Below are 17057 nucleotides of genomic sequence, written 5' to 3' on the forward strand. Positions count from 1 at the left end.
TAGGTAATTGCTCTTTTTAAATCGTCTATAATAATATAAAGGCGATTTAATTCATGGATGACTTAATCTTAAGATATATTGAAGAAAAAGCGAGTCCTTCCGAAATAAGGATTGTGGAAGACTGGATCACCGCATCGGCAGAAAATCAAAAATACTACAATGATTTTAAGGCGAAGCATTTGGCCAATACTTTTGATGCAACTTCTTCGTCAATTGATATAGAAAAAGAACTGTCTGATTTCAAGGAATCTGTCGAAAAAAAGAATAAGAGAAATATCATTTCTTCACCCGGGCATTTATTGAAATATGCCGCGGCCATTATTTTATTGCTCGGGATTTCGGGATGGGTCTTTTTAACCACCCGAAGTACTTCGCCGGATGAGATTCCTGCAGATGTCATAACACTTCAAAAGGAAGACGGCGCCATTGAAATTATTCCGGAGAACCGCCGGGAAGTGATACGGGGACAAGACGGCAGTGTGGTCGGAAAACAGAACCGGAACACATTGATATACAATAGCGGAAAAACAGGCCAAAAAGACCGAATAACCTATAACACCCTGACAGTCCCTTACGGTAAGCGCTTTGACATTATCTTGTCTGATGGTTCCAAAATACTTTTGAATTCGGGGACTTCAATCCGGTATCCCGTACGGTTCCCCGAAGCCGGGAACCGCGAAGTAACGGTTCGGGGCGAAGCCTTTTTTGAAGTCGCGAAGGACTCCTCGCATCCCTTTGTTGTAAAAGCCAACGGCCTGAATGTTCGCGTCCTGGGAACAAAATTCAATGTATCCGCCTATGAAGAAGACCCTGCAGTACAGACCGTTCTGGTGGAAGGTGCTGTGGGCCTGTATGAGGGAAAAGACTATATACATTCGGAAAAAACACTGCTCGCTCCCGGGCACAAGGCCACATGGGACAAAAAGGGGCAGAATATCGATGTAAAGGAAACGGATGTGTCTGTATATACTTCCTGGATCAGGGAACAAATGGTTTTTAAACATATGAAGCTGAAGCATATTTTAAAAAAGCTGGAACGGCAATACAATGTTGAGATCGTCCGGCCCGCAGACTCTATCGGGGATATGCTGTTTACCGCAAGTTTCGACAATAAACAACCCCTCACACAGGTACTGGAAACTTTTAAAGAACACTATGGTATTGATTACCGTATAACCGACGATAAGATCATAATTCATTAACCCAAAACAGCACATATGAAAGAAGAAAAAACATGATCGGGCAAAAAAACGTTCGAACTGAACACACAAAATGATAATGGCTTCCTACGCTATAAAAACCGGGAAATGCGGCCACATTCCCCGATTTGGAAGTGATTAAATCTAATTAACCACAAAACAGAACCATAAAGATATGAAAAAACCAACCAAAATGGGGGAGGAAATCCCCTTGTTTTTAAGTTATGACTTGAAAATGAAACTTACCACCATCCTCCTTTTGTTCACGATAATTCAGACCAATGCAAATTTCCTGTACGGACAAAAGGATAAAATTTCCCTGGAAATGGAAAATGTCAGCCTGGACAGAGTGTTGACGGGCATAGAAGCGCAAACAGACTATCGGTTTATTTACAAGGACGACGAAATTAACTACTCCAGGATTGTTTCCATACACGCCCAAAAGACTCCTTTGAAACAGGTTCTAAAAAAACTGTTCAGAAATACGGCCATAGATGTTCATATCGCAGGAAAGCAGATCATCCTCAAATCCGGAAAAACGGAAAAACCCAAAGAAATCGAGGTTACTGAAGACCTTAAAAAAACTACTCAACTTGCCATTCAGGGAATGATAACAGATGTACAGGGACAACCGCTACCCGGTGTTAATGTCACGGAAAAAGGAACGGTAAACGGGGTGGTGACCGACTTTGATGGAAATTACACCATAGAAGTAGGCTCCCGGGATGCGGTTCTAATATTTTCCTACATCGGTATGAAGACCAGGGAAGTGACCGTCGGCGACCAGGCGAATATCAATGTACAGCTGGAAAACGATATCCAGTCGCTCGATGAAGTAGTACTGGTAGGATACGGAAAGCAAAAAAAGATCAGTGTGGTCGGAGCCCAATCTTCCGTCAAAGCTGAAGAACTGGAACAACCCGTAGCCAATATCGGTACTATGCTGGCCGGTAGGATAGCAGGGCTTACCGGTGTGCAGCGCGACGGTTTACCCGGATATGACGGAGCCGATATCTGGATCAGGGGAATTTCCACCTTTACCAATGCCGGTCCCCTGATTCTTGTAGATGGTGTGCAGCGTTCCCTCGACAATTTAGACCCCAGGGACATAGCCTCTTTCACAATTCTCAAAGATGCTTCGGCTACTGCTGTTTACGGTATCCGTGGGGCTAACGGTGTAATTCTTATTGAAACCAAGAGAGGTAAGATCGGAAAGCCGGAAGTTTCGGTCGATTACAATGAAGGATGGACCTCATTTACCAATGTTCCCGATCTGGCCGATGGGGAAACCTATATGCGTCTGGCCAATGAAGCCCTGACTACAAGGGGGCAGGAACCCAAATATTCCGGGGAATACATTGAAAATACGGTAAATCAAACCGACAAGTTTCTTTACCCTGATGTGGATTGGATAGACACGGTTTTCAAGGACTTCGGACGGAACCGCCGGGCATCCGTAAACGTAACGGGAGGAGCCGAAAATGCCGTGTACTATGTCTCATTGGGGTATTATGATGAAACCGGACTATTTGTAACCGACGGGCTGGAAAGCTATGATTCGGATACCCGGTTCAAGCGCTATAATTTTACTTCCAATTTAACCCTGGATATCACCAGGACCACCAAAGTAAATGTAGGAATTCAGGGCTATCTTTCCGAAGGGACCTATCCGGGAGCCGGTGTGGGAAGTGTATTCAGCGCGGCAATGGAAGCACCTCCCGTGGAATATCCGATCTTATACCCCGGAGGTTATGTTCCGGGAAAGAGTTCAAACGGAGGGCTGAGAAACCCCTATGCCGATGTTGCCAAACGCGGATACAGAAACGAAAATAAAAACCAGATATACTCCAACCTACGGATCGACCAGCAGCTGGGTTTTATAACCGAAGGATTGTCCTGGTCGGGAATGTTTGCCTTTGATGCCTATAACGAACAGTTTATCACAAGGTCGAAAAGAGAAAACACCTATTTTGTAGACCAGAACTTCCCGTATACCGAAGACGGGGAGCTGTTATTGAACGAAACGTATACAGGACAGAATTTTCTCGGATACGACAGGTCGAACGGAGGAAACCGCAGATTTTACCTGGAGACCAGTTTTAATTATAATCGCGATTTTGGAAAACACAGCGTAAGCGGATTAGTTCTTTTCAATCGTTCGGACTATATCAATGCTTTCGCAGGCGATTTTACTGGGTCGATCCCCTTCAGGAACCAAGGACTTGCGGGACGTGCCACTTACAGCTACGACGACCGTTATTTCTTTGAGGTCAATGCCGGTTATAACGGCTCAGAAAACTTTGCTCCCGAAAACCGATATGGATTTTTCCCTTCGGTGGCCGCCGGATGGGTAATTTCCAATGAAAAGTTTTTCGAACCCTTTGCTAAAACGATTAACTACCTTAAAATACGGTATTCCGACGGTTTGGTCGGTGCCGAATCCGGTGCCGGAAGATTCTCCTATTTAAGCCGGGTAGAACAAAATAACGATTTTGGGTTCGATTTTGGTGAAAATATTCAATTTACACCCGGGATACGGGAGACCTATTACGGCGTGGACGTCACCTGGGCAGAATCCAGAAAGCAGGACCTGGGAATTGAACTGAACATGTTCAAAAGTGAACTTCAGATCATTTTTGATCTGTTTAAGGAGCATACCAAAGGAGCCTTTCTTCAACGGGGAGATCTTCCCAACTATATAGGTTTGACAACAGACCCTTACGGGAACCTCGGTGTGGTGGAAAATAAAGGTTTTGACGGTTCTGTGACGTACAATAAGAATTTCGGCGAATTCAGATTGGGTTTCCGGGGAAACTTCTCTTATAACCGGAATGAGATCATAGAAAACGGTCAGCCCGAGCAGTTATATGAATGGCAGGACCGTCGCGGGACCCCCTTACTTGCGAGATTCGGTTATACAGCCGAACGTTTGTATACCCTGGATGACGATACCAATGGCGACGGATTCATAACGGCCGATGACGGAAACTTTCCGGACCAGTTCGGCCAGATCATGCCCGGGGATATCAAGTATAAAGATCTGAATGATGATGGAAAGATCGATTCTTACGACCAGAGAGAGATCGGCCAGGGTGATGTTCCCGCCCTGACTTACGGTTTTGGGATCACCGGTGAGTATAAAGGTTTTGACGCCAGTGTTTTTTTCCAGGGCCAGGAGGAAGCCGATATTATGCTGAACGGATCGGGGATCCATCCGTTTGTAGGTGGTGGGGGTACCGGAAATCTTTACACGGTTGCGGTTAACCGGTGGACGCCTGAAAATGACGATCCCTACGCCCTGTACCCGAGATTGTCCTACGGCGATACGGGATTAGGGCAGAACAATAATACCCAGGGAAGTACCTGGTGGAAGAGGGATATAGACTTTTTAAGATTAAAAACAGCTGAAATAGGGTATACACTACCGAAAAATGTGGCTCAAAGGATCAGCCTCGAAAACGTCCGTTTTTATCTGAGGGGAACCAACCTTCTCACCTTTAGCAGTTTTGATCTGTGGGATCCGGAACTGTTGACGAGTAACGGCGGGACCTATCCCAATATATCTGTAGTATCCATAGGTGTTAATGTTTTATTTTAAAGGATGGAGGTATGAGAACAGTACAAACAATAACAAAACTAATGAGCAATTTAAAATATAAAGCAATAGTAGCATTGCTGGCAATAATCCCGGTATCGTGCAATGATGATTTTTTGGACCAGGTTCCCGATGACCGTCTTACCTTCGAGGAAACTTTCTCCAAGCGGAGTACGGTAGAACAATACCTGGCAGCAATCTACGATCATATTCCCAGCGAACTGGACCAAAGATATACCGCCAGTAATTCCGGTCCGTGGATCGGAGGGTCTGACGAAGCAGAGTACGTATGGTCTTTTCACCTGGGGAACGCCCTGAATGTAGGGGACTGGAACCCTACAACAGGACATGTAAGTACATTGTGGTCCAATTTTTACAGGGCTATCCGCTCTGCATCCACATTTATGCAGAATATAGATCAATGCCAGGACTGCCCGGAGGAAATTACAAGAAGGCTGGTGGCGGAAGCAAGAATTTTAAGGGCCTTTTATTATTACAATCTTATCCGTATTTACGGCCCCGTGATCCTCATGGGGGAAGAACCCATAGCCCCCGATGCAAACCTGGAAGAACTGGGACTTCAACGGAACACCATGGAGGAATGCGTAAACTATATTGTCAGCGAACTGGACCAGGGCGCAGAAGCACTTGAAGGGATCGCCTTTAAAGGAGACAGGGCCGGAAGGATGAGCCGCCCCTTTGCCATGGCCATAAAGGCAAAGACCCTGCTTTTTTATGCAAGTCCTTTATTTAATGGTAACCAGGACTATGCCGCTTTGCAGAATGCCGAAGGCCAGAACCTGATACCGCAAAGTTACGATGTGAACAAATGGCAGATGGCTGCCGAAGCGGCCCGGGCGTTTATCGACGAATTCACTCCCAATACGTTCAGGCTGTACAAGGTGTACAATGAAGATGGCTCCTATAACCCTTACCTGTCCTGCCGGGAGGTCATGTATGACGATTTTAACGAGGAAATGATCTATGCAAGGCCCCGTGGGGGGATCGCATATCATTACGATTGCACCCCATATCATCTCGGTTATCCCACAGAAGTCCGGGGAGCAGGAGGGCTGAGCATTACCCAGGAAATGGTCGACGCCTATTTTATGGCCAACGGGAGGCCCATAGACGATCCTGAATCGGGTTATGTGGAGACCGGGTTTTCCGATTTCCACGCACCGTTTGATTTTCAGAGCAGGTCAACCTTCAATCCGTGGGTAGGCCGGGAGCCGAGGTTCTATGTAGGGGTCACCTACAACAATAGCCTGTGGATTAACCGGAACTTCGGAGATGTTATAACAACGACCTGGTATGGCGGTAATTCCGGAAGGCAGGCCGGATCGAATGATTATCCCCCTACCGGTTATGTCGTTAGAAAGAACGTACCCCCGAGAGACTGGCGGAACAGCGAACGGAGTATTCCCTATATGAGGCTTGCCGAAATCTACCTGGATTATGCCGAAGCCTTGAACGAATACGATCCGGGTAATCCGGATATCCTCAAATATGTGAATCTGATCAGGGAGCGGGCAGGTATTCCCGAATACGGTTCGGAAGACCTCGAAGCCCCTTCCGGACAGGAGGCCGTGCGGGAAGCTATTCGAAAGGAAAGAAGAATTGAACTGGCCTTTGAAAGCGTCAGATATTTTGATGCAAGGAGATGGAAAATAGCAGAAGAAGCTTTCGCGGGATCGTTTCATGGCATGGATATTAACGCCGGGGATGAAGCCGATTTTTATAATAAAGTGATTTTCGAAGAACGCGTGTTTAATAAAAGACATTACCTGTGGCCCATACCCCAGGACGAACTTAACAGCAATACCGACCTGGTACAAAACACAGGATGGTAGTGTTTTCATTTGATTTCGTTTAGTTTAGTTTGATCTGGCCCTTCTCCACAGGAGGGAGGCCTATCCAAGACAATGATTTCTTTAATGTAGAAGTATATAAATTCTGGTAAATGTCTTTTACGACATGAATAACAAAAAATAATATCATGAAAAAAATTATATACCTGGTCATTGCGACCGGGATGTTTTCGGTACTGTTCTCGTGTGCTGATGACGATGTGCTGGACATGGAAGGTCGTCCTGATTCCGTTGTAAACAATGATCCGCCGGGAGCTCCCCCGAGGGGAATAACCGAAAACTGGAACGGACATGATTCCGATCTTAACCGACAGTATTTCGATAGTTATGTCGCTGTTTATTACGGCGATGAGGTAAACAGGGAAATAACCTGGCCTTTTGACCTTATAAGCTATTCCTGGGAATACATACTGGATACTTACGGGGCTTTCGGGGATAATAACAGCAGATTGTATGCCGTTATCCACCAAGATCTCGGTTCCGATCCCTATTACGCCACCTTTCTGGACGATGTGCTGGATTTTGAAAGCCTGGTCGACGTTTCCCTGGAAGGCGGGGAAATGAATGCGGCAAATATGGATGGCACCATGCTCGTTGTGGAAGAGCTCGTAGAAAACTCCGTTTACGGCAAAAAAGGAGCACCGGCAAGAGGAGTATGGCAGGACCGGTTTGCCGATATTTTCCTGTATGACCTGTACACAGCCCTGGAAATGACCGGCGATGCCCAACGGATCTACGATGAAGCCATGGCTGCCCAGGTTTCGTATCCCTCCGAAGGGACCTATTGGTTCAGGGATTGGTTTTATCCCCTCTATGAAAATTATGAAGGCCCCCGTGTTTTTAACAACTTCTTCAGGATACTCTCGGAAAAATACCCGGTAAACGGAGATTCCTACGCCCGGGACCTGAACCTGGGGGAACTGGTCCATTTTTTCAGCGGGGCAACCGGGGAAGACCTTCAGCCCATGGCAGAAGAAGCCTTTGGCTGGACAGAAGAAGACTCGCTGGAACTACTCCAGGCACGTGCCGATTTTCCCGATCTTAATTATCCTTTTGACCCGGCTTCGGAAACCATAGACCTCACCGATAGTGCTACACTTACCGTGAGTGATGATAATGGGGAGGGTCCCGAAGGCGCGGAAGGTTCCTTAAAACTGGTCGATGGCGATATTTATTCCAAGTTTCTCGTCGGCGGGTTTCAGGGAGACATAAACTTCTGGATGCAACAGGAATTTGCAGAACCTACGGTTGTAAACAAATACACCTTTACTTCGGGCAACGATGCTCCGGACCGCGACCCCAAGAACTGGAATCTTGTGGCTTCAAACGATATGGAAAACTGGGTTACGCTGGATACGCGTATCAACCATACCTTTGAAGACAGGAACCAGACTAAGGAATTCAATTTCGAAAATGAAACAGCCTATAGATATTATCGTATCAACATTGAGGAAAATTACGGCAGTGATGCCATGCAACTGAGCGAATGGAGATTGCTCGTTGTCGAAGCCATAATTCCTTCGGGACCGGAAGATTTCACCGAGGGTGCAACCCTTACTGTGAGCAAGGACAATAATGATGGCCCCGAAGGGGCAGAAGGCTCACTAAAAGCCATAGATGGCGATGTGGAAACAAAATTCCTGGTCGGAGGCTTTTCTCCGGATATAAATTTCTGGATGCAGCAAGAATTTGCGGAAGCAAAGGTCGTGACCTCCTATACGATTACGTCGGCCAACGATGCTTTCGAAAGAGACCCGAAAAACTGGGAACTGGCCGGATCGGACGACGGTGAAAACTGGACTACCCTGGATACGAGGGAAAATCAGGGTTTTAGTGACAGGCACCAGACCAAAACGTATACGGTATCTAATAATACGGCCTACAAGTTCTATAGGTTGTACATCATGGAGAATTACGGAAGTGATGCCATGCAACTCGCAGAATGGCGCTTATTGGGAGAATAATTGAATAAAATTAATTACTAATGCTCAAAAAAAATATATTCATAGTAATCTTCATTTGCTGTGGCAGTTTCCTGCGGCAAACTTTGGCACAAAACCCTGTTTCGGAAAAAGATGGCGGCAAACAGGAAAAAACCGCTTTTCAGACCGCCAGTCCCTGGATGCCGGAAATCGACATCCGATCGGATGTAGCCATCATTTACGGGGTAAATGGAAATCCGTCAGATAAAGAAAATAAATCTGTCTTTGAAACCCGAGTTAAATCATGGCAGGAAAAAGGGTATGGCACCCATTTTATGACAGGAATAGCCTGGGGAGCCTACCAGGACTACTTTCTTGGTAAGTGGGACGGCAAGAAGCATTTTGATGAAGGCCAGGTACAAGCCAGTGGCGATACGATATGGCACGGGCATAACGTACCCTATATAGTGCCGCAAAAGAGCTTTATAGCCTATATCAAAGAGCAGGTCATTGAACGGGTCATAGATGCCGGGATAACTTCCATCTATCTCGAAGAACCCGAGTTCTGGGCCCGGGGCGGTTACAGTACTGCGTTTAAGGAAGAATGGAAGGATTTTTACGGTTTTGACTGGAGGCCCCAACACGAATCGGCAGAAAATACCTGGTTGTCGAATAAATTGAAATATCACCTGTATTACAAAACCATAGATGAAGTTTCGCTATACGCCAAGAAATACGGCAGGAAAAAAGGACTGGAGGTCAAAGTCTATATCCCTACGCATTCGCTGGTCAATTATTCATCGTGGATGATCGTAAGCCCGGAAGCCAGCCTGGCATCCCTGCCCGGTATTGACGGGTATATTGCACAGGTCTGGACGGGAACTTCGCGCGAGGCTACATATTTTAATGGCGTGGTAAAAGAAAGGACCTTTGAAAATGCTTTTTTGGAATACGGTTCTATGGTTTCCATGACCTCGCCCACGGGACGGAAGATCTTCTTTTTAACAGACCCTATTGAAGACCGGAGAAAGGACTGGGACGATTATAAAAAAAACTACCAGGCCACTTTCACCGCCCAACTGCTTTATCCCCGGGTAAACAATTATGAAGTGATGCCCTGGCCGGAACGGATCTACACTAAGCCTTACAAAGTGGCATATACAGACCGGGAAGTGCTTATTCCCCATAAATATTCCACACAAATGCAGGTTATGGTCAATGCCCTGAACAACATGCCGGTATCCGGAAACAAAATAAGCGGCATCAACAGTATTGGCGTGCTGATGGGTAATTCCATGATGTTCCAGCGGTTTCCCACTCATGAAGGTTTTGAAGATCCCAGGTTCTCAAATTTCTACGGTCAAACGCTCCCTCTGCTAAAACGGGGGGTCCCTGTACAAACCGTACATATGGAAAACCTCGGGTATAAGGAAACATTACAGGAGATCAAAGTTCTGGTCATGAGCTATTCCAATATGAAGCCCTATTCCGAAGATGTCCATAAAAACCTGGAAAAGTGGGTGAAGAACGGCGGGACACTGATCTACACCGGTAGGGATGATGACCCTTATCAAAATGTGACGGAGTGGTGGAACGACAAGCGGAATAAATTCAATGCTCCCTCCGAAAACTTGTTTAAGCACCTGGGCATACCGGAACAGGCCGGTGACGGTCATTATAAAGCCGGCAAAGGCGAGGTTTTTGTCATCAGGCAAAACCCGAAAGAATTTGTTACGGAAGCGGGAGGGGATGAAAATTTTGTGGAAACAGTAAAGCGCGCCTTTGAAAAAGATGGAGAAGAACTGTTGTTCAAGAATAATCTGGTACTTCAGAGAGGGCCATACAAGGTTATTGCCGTGATGGATGAAAGTGTGAACAGGGAACCGTATTTTGCAAAAGGCCCGGTAATTGACCTTTTCGACCCTATGCTACCTGTATTTACCGAAAAAACAGTAGCTCCGGGAGAACAGGCTTTCCTTTACGATCTTAATGACGCCTACGACAAGGACAAACCTACAGTAGTGGCTTCGGCAGCCAGAATATCCAATGAGAAATTCGAAAACGGAGTATACTCATTTACCTGCAAAAGCCCGGCAAACACCATGAACAGTATGCGTGTATTCCTGCCCTCAAAGCCCGAAAGAGTAATACTGGAGGATTCCGGGGAAACAGGGATATCCCCTATAGGGGCAAGCTGGGATGGCAATTCAAGAACTTACTATCTCTATTTTGAAAATGAGCCGGAAAGGATTCATGTAAAATTCAAATTATAAAGGAGTACAAAAAGGAATTCTTTGAAATAGAAGGTATGATCTCATTAAGAAACTAAAATACTTTCAGTCCGAAAGTTCACATAAAAGTCCCAAATCCGGAAAAAACTGGTTCGGTAATAGTCCTGGGAACTCACCCGCTTCGAAAAGCAGGTTTTTGTTTTTTCCCATTTATCAATTACTATTTTTCGGGATCATTCCTAAAAGTGGATTCCTTTTCTGTCAAATTACCTTCGGCTAACAGAGAATTTGGATGATAATTGTTCAATGGATTTTTTTGAAGATTATTTTCACTATACCCCTGTACTTCTTTTACCATTTCATCGTCATGCGACTGCTGTCCTTCAGGGACCAAGATGATAAGATATTTCATTGAAGTTATTCTGATAAAGATAAAACCCCAAAATGTCCACATCACCCCAGCACAAAGTCTATATTACACCTCACAAGCACATATTTCAGACATTAAATTTGTGAAATACAATTGCTTAAACAACTAAAACCCTATTCGAATTATGAAAACATCAGATTTCACAATTACCCTAACGGTAGATCAAACTCCCGAAGAAGTATTCGATGCCATCAACAATGTACGCGGATGGTGGTCGGAAAACATCGAAGGGAGTACAAACAAGCTGAACGATGTGTTTGTATACCAATATAAAGATGTCCACTCCAGCAAAATAAAACTGGCTGAAGTCATTCCCCGCAAAAAGGTGGTTTGGGAGGTTTTGAACAACTATTTCAATTTTACTAAAGATGAAACAGAATGGACGGGAACCAAAATGATCTTTGAAATCTCCAGGAAGGATAATCAAACGCAACTCCGCTTTACGCATCAGGGTTTGGTACCTAAGTACGAATGTTATGAGATATGTAGTAAAGGCTGGAGCAATTGTATTGACAATAGTCTGTATAATCTGATCACTACGGGCAAAGGCCAGCCCAATCCTAAAGAAGGAAGCTCCAATGAAGAACTGTTAAGAAAGTCGGAAAGAGCCCAAGAGTCTGCAAAACCGGGAAGTATTGGCTTTTTGACCGATTATTACGACCAAACCCGCGAAGCTCTTAAAAAAAGCATTTCCGTTCTCAGCGAAACCCAGTTCCGGTTTAAACCTGCCGATAGCGTATGGTCTGTGGCACAATGTCTGGAGCATATCATAAAATCGGAAGAGGTGATATTTGATAGTATAAAAAAGTTTATGGAAGCCCCGGAGGTCCCTGAATTGCGAAGCCAGATAGCCATTACCGATGAGGAAGTAATAACTCTCGTAACCGACAGGAGCAATAAGGTCGAGGCCGCCGAAATACTCAAACCCGGAGAGAAATATACCGATGTACAGACTTCCTGGGCAGATTTTAAAACAGTTCGCAAGCCTGTTTTGGAATACATAACAGGGGTGTCGCTGGAATCTTTGCGCAGCCACGTGGGAGATTTACCCATGGGAAAAGCGGACGGATATCACTACTTTCTGCTCCTGGCCGCACATACAGCCCGCCACACCCTTCAGATCCGGGAGGTCATTGCTAATGAAAAATTTCCGGAAAAATAAAAGCAATACAGTTAGAATTGTTCGGCATTGAGCATTTACAACTTAAAACGGCACCCCACCCGCCATTGGAGGAATTGATTCGATAATAGACCTGAAAATTCTACCATAAAACTCTTAACAATCTATTTATTAAAAAGTTAGTTTTTTTTGTTTTATAGGGTACTCATAAGAGTGCGTTATAGAATGATAAGTAAAAAGTAAGTTATCCTTAATAACGGTCTTATGGAAATACCCTGCCTCCATCTTACAAGTATAAAAACCCTTTTCGAGTTATATACAATTGACCTTATAAACAAATGGTTAAACATTCACATGTTCTATAAAATGGATGGGCATTTCAAAAGCCCCTAACTTTGTGACCATGGTGAAAAACTTTGTGGCCTTTGTGGTTTTCCATATCATGGCCCTTATTTTACTACAGAGGGTTCACAAAGCAGGCACAAAGTTACATAGAGCGTTGTATAGAAATTAAAAGTATAACTCAAAACCCTTTTTTTAAACATTCTTTACACTGTATTGCAAATCATTGATGACATCCACCGTTTAAATGCATAGTATCATTAAACACGGAATTTCTCCCATGGCCCCGTAATGGCCAAGGTTTCTCCATTTTCCTGAATATTCACAAACAGGGTTTTTCCCGATGGAGAAAACACGGCTCCTGTAAGTTCGGAAGTACTGCTTCTGTTGATACCGAACAGGCGGATATTCCCCTCCTGGTCAATAACATGAAGGCGATTGGTTTCGCCATTGTCCTCACAGGCCATAACATCTCCCCAGGGAGTTACAGTAAGATTATCACACATATGCAGGACTGTTTTATCCTCGGATTCTGCAAACAGTTCCAAGGTATCTGTTTTTAAGTCTATTTTAAATACCTGGCCAAATCTTTTGGGTCCTCCGCTGGTACAGGCAAAGTAAATTTCATTTTCACTAAACCACATACCTTCTCCCCTTGCAAAACAAGCCGCACCGAGATCAAATCCGCGATAGCGAAGATCATCCTCTTTGGGAGTGACGTTATCTATATCTATCCATCGGATAGCCATGCCCTGATGAAGTTTCACCTTTTTTTCCTCCCAGTTTCGTGTATCCAGGCTTTTTTGTCCCTCAACAGCTAGGACCTGAAGTTTTCCTCCGGCGTGTAAATCCTTTCTATTTTCCGGAACAAACCGATAAATAAGACTATCGTGTCTATCCTCAGTCTGGTATATGATTCCTGTTTCAGGGTCAACAGCCACTGCTTCGTGATTGAACCTTCCCATTCCCAGAATCGGTTTCGGATTAACCAGGCCATCTGAACTTGCCGGAACGTCAAAAACAAAGCCATGATCCCGCTCAACAAATTCATCGTCGGCGTTACTTACATCCTCTTCGCAGGTCAGCCAGGAATTCCAAGGGGTAATCCCTCCTGCGCAATTACGATAGGTACCCGCCAAACTGAGGAATTGTTTTTCCACCACCTGGTTTCCTTCATTATAGATAAGGGTAGTTGTTCCCCCAAGTCCCGGTTTCTTTAATTTCCCAGGGTCATACAGTTTACCTTTTTCCACCTTTCCAATCCCTTCATTTTCCGCTCCAAATGCACTATTCAATCGGGGAGACGGACTATTTTCATGGTTTCGGATCAGGATCACATTCTGCCCGGTACCTTCAAATGCGCCCATCCCGTCCGGTCGCCCGGGTACCCGGAGTCCATCTGTCATTTGATCACCTTGTCTGGAAATAATCTTATAGGAAAATCCTTCAGGAAGGTCTAAATACCCTTCCGGATCAGTCTTTAAGGGAATTAAAGGTGACGAACCCGATGTTTTTGAGGATTTTAAATTACATCTGGACAATGCCATAAACCCCAACGAGACTAATGCGGTTTGTGTTATAAATGTTCTTCTTTTCATAGAAACGGAAAAATCGGTCGATGCAAAATAACCAAAAAAAACGTCTCATCAATATTAAGGAATTGTAAAGCCATTATCATAAAAGTCAACCTCCTCTGCAAATCAGTTACTATTTGCTCAGTTCCCGGCCGGAAGCTCGCTTTTTATTTCAGCACCCTCATATTTTTAAATGTACCTTTCGAATTGTTTCCCGTCCAGAGACCGATCTTATTTGAAACCTGCTTTTCCAATCGGTTTACATTTAATAATTCTGTACCTGATTCTTTATCATATACATAAACTTTATTACTATCAATCTTTACCTTAATTTCAAACCACTCATCCGGGGATGGCGGATCCGGATACGCTGCTTCGTATACTCCTTCGTGCCTGGTTCTTAAGAATTCCCATGTGTACTGCGGGGGACTGATGTATTGAATTGAATGTTCCCGACTCGCCGATTTATCAGACTTAAAATTAAAGGGCCTGAAATAAATGGCTTCATAAGTTGAATCATTCCGGATGTTAAAGGCAATACCGATAAAACTTTTGCCCGGATTATTTTCTCCTTTTAATGCTAACGCTATCGTACCGGTATCAAAGTCTATATTTTTAATGACAGCCATACCACCCCCCTCTTTAGCATTCAACGCTAATGTGCCTGCCTCCTTTTCATCCGTTGCGATGATCTCCCTGTTTACAAGCTCTAAATGAGCCTTGTCGAAGTTAATTTCTTTTTCGGAACACGAGGTTAGACATAAAATTACTGAAATAGCTGTAGTTAAGATGATTAAATTTTTCATTTTCATGATATCCTGGTTTTATATATTGATCTAATTTGCTCTGATAACGACGAACCACTAACCAAAAACTATCCAAACCCAAAAAACGAATCGCTATTTGGAAATTATTCACGGGTTTGAGTACATTGCAAAGAAAAACGAAGCAAGTATGCATTTGCAATTCACGATAGTATCAACTTCGTACAACACCGTACACAATTGAAATTCAAATGACCAAACACCATTCAGCAACTGACTCACTGGCTTTACCGGACTGTTTAAAAACCATCGAAGAGAAATTGGGCTGGCGCAACAGTGCTGATTGGTCGTCACAAAACTTTGAACAGTTAAGCGAAAAAATCCGGGAACATACGGGGGTAAGCATAAGCCACAATACATTGAAGCGATTATGGGGAAGAATTCCATATCATTCCAGCCCCAGTACGGTGACATTGAATACGCTGGCAAAATTTATAGGTTATGAAAACTGGAGTGCCTTTAGTGCAAACAACTCCAGGGAAACACATATCCGCAGAAAAAGTCATTGGCTTCGGGATATAAGAAGATGGTCCAAAAAAGGGAAGAAGGCCACTTTTACCGCTGTAATGATCATTTCTGCCCTGTTACCCCTGGTCATTCTGTCTTTTTCCGAAACCGGCAGCAATAAAAAGGACTTTGGTTTTAGTTCAAAAAAGATAGCCGAAGGATTACCCAATTCTGTCATATTCGAAGTGGATGCTTCAGGTGCTGACGATCATGATAAGATCGAGATTCAGCAAAGCTGGGATGTGAGCAAAAGACAAATGATCAATAAAGAGGATTCCCTGGTTACTTCAGTGTACTATAATCCGGGTTATTTTGACGCTAAGCTGGTGGTAAACGATCAGATCATAAAGCGGCATGGTGTTTTAATTCCTTCAAACGGCTGGCTGGCCCTTATGGAAACAGATGATGAGCCCATATATTTTAAACCCGGGGAATTCAAATCCGGAAAAGGGGTGGTAGTTCCCCCGGAATTGATCAGGAGTTATAATGCAAATGTCCCCGTGAACAATACTGTAGTTAACTACTATTGGGTCGAGGATTTTAAGGACCTTAAAGTCGATGATTTTGAAATGGAAACCTCCCTCAGGAATATACCGTTTCAAAATTACGGAAGTTGCCAGAGAAGTGATATCATTCTATACTGTGAAGGCGAGGTCATCCTTATTCCCTTATCCATCAAGGGATGTATAGCGAACCTGAATTTGCATCTATTGGACAGGACCATCTATGGCAATCGGAACGACCTTTCCGGTTTTGGCGTTGATCTTTCTTCCCGGGTCAATGTAAAGTGTATGTCAAAAGATGGGACCTTAACCATATCTGTAAACGGTAAGGTGGCTTACAAAACATCTTTCAAAGGAAAAACAAATCAAATCTATGGAATCAAATATCGGTTCGAGGGTACCGGAGCTATATCTAAATTGAAGATCTCAAACAGCAAAAAAGTATTTCTGGATATCTGAACTATTCAACGATCAGGATAATTTCTACCGGAAAGCTCACAAAAGCTCCAAATACTGCAAAAACTGGTTCAATCTTTATTCCTTTTCTGCTGAGGCAGTCTCTGACTCGGGAAACACAGATTCGTTTTCTGAAAAATCAAGAACTTCTGCCCCCAGAACATATTTCATGATTCCGTCGACCCCCCTGCCAAGGCTAAGTTCCGTTGAATATTTACGACTTGTGGCCAATACCAATCCGCCTTTTGACAACCTGAAAAAATACTTGCCCGAAGCTGTGTGCTTCTTTGTGAATGTAAACATTTCAATATCGTCTATAACCCTTTCTATCACCTGTTCACAATCTGATTTTCGCTTAAAGCTGATGCTCGTAAAAATGGCTTTCCCCTTTCTGGATGTAAAAACAAATTTATAATCTCCGTTAGTTTGTTTGCTGATGACAAACACTCCCATAATTCATCTTCGGTTTTTAGGTTCTTTACT

11 protein-coding genes are annotated in these 17057 nt (G+C 44.1%); 7 read left to right on the forward strand and 4 right to left on the reverse strand.

The annotated features are described in order from the left end of the window. The first annotated feature begins 53 nt into the window (after positions 1-53). The 5 genes from LS482_RS04930 to LS482_RS04950 all read left to right on the forward strand — a co-directional run bounded on the left by LS482_RS04930 (position 54) and on the right by LS482_RS04950 (position 10860). Complete coding sequence (locus LS482_RS04930) at positions 54-1202, forward strand: FecR family protein (protein ID WP_233030638.1); 1149 nt, start codon at positions 54-56, stop codon at positions 1200-1202. Positions 1203-1374: 172 nt separating this feature from the next. After that, positions 1375-4797, forward strand: coding sequence for a TonB-dependent receptor (locus LS482_RS04935; RefSeq protein WP_233030639.1), 3423 nt, complete (start codon positions 1375-1377; stop codon positions 4795-4797). Positions 4798-4838: 41 nt separating this feature from the next. Beyond that, the gene (locus LS482_RS04940) at positions 4839-6647 is read left to right on the forward strand and encodes a RagB/SusD family nutrient uptake outer membrane protein (RefSeq protein ID WP_233030640.1); all 1809 of its coding nucleotides are present in this window, start codon (positions 4839-4841) and stop codon (positions 6645-6647) included. Positions 6648-6793: 146 nt separating this feature from the next. After that, entirely contained in the window at positions 6794-8629 is a 1836-nt protein-coding gene (locus LS482_RS04945; RefSeq protein ID WP_233030641.1) for a discoidin domain-containing protein, read from the forward strand. A 20-nt stretch (positions 8630-8649) separates the two neighbouring features. Further along, positions 8650-10860, forward strand: a complete 2211-nt coding sequence (locus tag LS482_RS04950; RefSeq protein WP_233030642.1) for a hypothetical protein — start codon at positions 8650-8652, stop codon at positions 10858-10860. Positions 10861-11038: 178 nt separating this feature from the next. Here LS482_RS04950 and LS482_RS04955 read toward each other — a convergent pair whose 3' ends face one another. After that, positions 11039-11230, reverse strand: coding sequence for a hypothetical protein (locus LS482_RS04955; RefSeq protein WP_233030643.1), 192 nt, complete (start codon positions 11228-11230; stop codon positions 11039-11041). A gap of 142 nt (positions 11231-11372) precedes the next feature. On the opposite strand from LS482_RS04955, the gene LS482_RS04960 reads away from it, so the two are divergent. Next, positions 11373-12410, forward strand: coding sequence for a DinB family protein (locus LS482_RS04960; RefSeq protein WP_233030644.1), 1038 nt, complete (start codon positions 11373-11375; stop codon positions 12408-12410). A gap of 560 nt (positions 12411-12970) precedes the next feature. On the opposite strand, the gene LS482_RS04965 is transcribed toward LS482_RS04960, so the two are convergent. Continuing rightward, the gene (locus LS482_RS04965) at positions 12971-14308 is read right to left on the reverse strand and encodes an alkaline phosphatase PhoX (RefSeq protein WP_233030645.1); all 1338 of its coding nucleotides are present in this window, start codon (positions 14306-14308) and stop codon (positions 12971-12973) included. A 143-nt stretch (positions 14309-14451) separates the two neighbouring features. Continuing rightward, positions 14452-15096, reverse strand: coding sequence for a hypothetical protein (locus LS482_RS04970; protein ID WP_233030646.1), 645 nt, complete (start codon positions 15094-15096; stop codon positions 14452-14454). A 203-nt stretch (positions 15097-15299) separates the two neighbouring features. Here LS482_RS04970 and LS482_RS04975 point away from each other — a divergent pair, with 203 nt between their 5' ends. After that, positions 15300-16577, forward strand: a complete 1278-nt coding sequence (locus tag LS482_RS04975) for an L-type lectin family protein (RefSeq protein WP_233030647.1) — start codon at positions 15300-15302, stop codon at positions 16575-16577. A 75-nt stretch (positions 16578-16652) separates the two neighbouring features. Here LS482_RS04975 and LS482_RS04980 read toward each other — a convergent pair whose 3' ends face one another. Further along, on the reverse strand, positions 16653-17027 hold the full coding sequence (locus LS482_RS04980) for a YegP family protein (protein WP_233030648.1): 375 nt from the start codon (positions 17025-17027) through the stop codon (positions 16653-16655). Between the last annotated feature and the right edge of the window lie 30 nt (positions 17028-17057).

Source organism: Sinomicrobium kalidii (assembly GCF_021183825.1).
GTDB lineage: Bacteria > Bacteroidota > Bacteroidia > Flavobacteriales > Flavobacteriaceae > Sinomicrobium > Sinomicrobium kalidii.

Bases quoted from the DNA above. Each gene is read 5' to 3' on its own strand.
- LS482_RS04930 (WP_233030638.1), top strand. From the start codon at position 54: ATGGATGACTTAATCTTAAGATATATTGAAGAAAAAGCGAGTCCTTCC.
- LS482_RS04935 (WP_233030639.1), top strand. From the start codon at position 1,375: ATGAAAAAACCAACCAAAATGGGGGAGGAAATCCCCTTGTTTTTAAGT.
- LS482_RS04940 (WP_233030640.1), top strand. From the start codon at position 4,839: ATGAGCAATTTAAAATATAAAGCAATAGTAGCATTGCTGGCAATAATC.
- LS482_RS04945 (WP_233030641.1), top strand. From the start codon at position 6,794: ATGAAAAAAATTATATACCTGGTCATTGCGACCGGGATGTTTTCGGTA.
- LS482_RS04950 (WP_233030642.1), top strand. From the start codon at position 8,650: ATGCTCAAAAAAAATATATTCATAGTAATCTTCATTTGCTGTGGCAGT.
- LS482_RS04955 (WP_233030643.1), bottom strand. From the start codon at position 11,230: ATGAAATATCTTATCATCTTGGTCCCTGAAGGACAGCAGTCGCATGAC.
- LS482_RS04960 (WP_233030644.1), top strand. From the start codon at position 11,373: ATGAAAACATCAGATTTCACAATTACCCTAACGGTAGATCAAACTCCC.
- LS482_RS04965 (WP_233030645.1), bottom strand. From the start codon at position 14,308: ATGAAAAGAAGAACATTTATAACACAAACCGCATTAGTCTCGTTGGGG.
- LS482_RS04970 (WP_233030646.1), bottom strand. From the start codon at position 15,096: ATGAAAATGAAAAATTTAATCATCTTAACTACAGCTATTTCAGTAATT.
- LS482_RS04975 (WP_233030647.1), top strand. From the start codon at position 15,300: ATGACCAAACACCATTCAGCAACTGACTCACTGGCTTTACCGGACTGT.
- LS482_RS04980 (WP_233030648.1), bottom strand. From the start codon at position 17,027: ATGGGAGTGTTTGTCATCAGCAAACAAACTAACGGAGATTATAAATTT.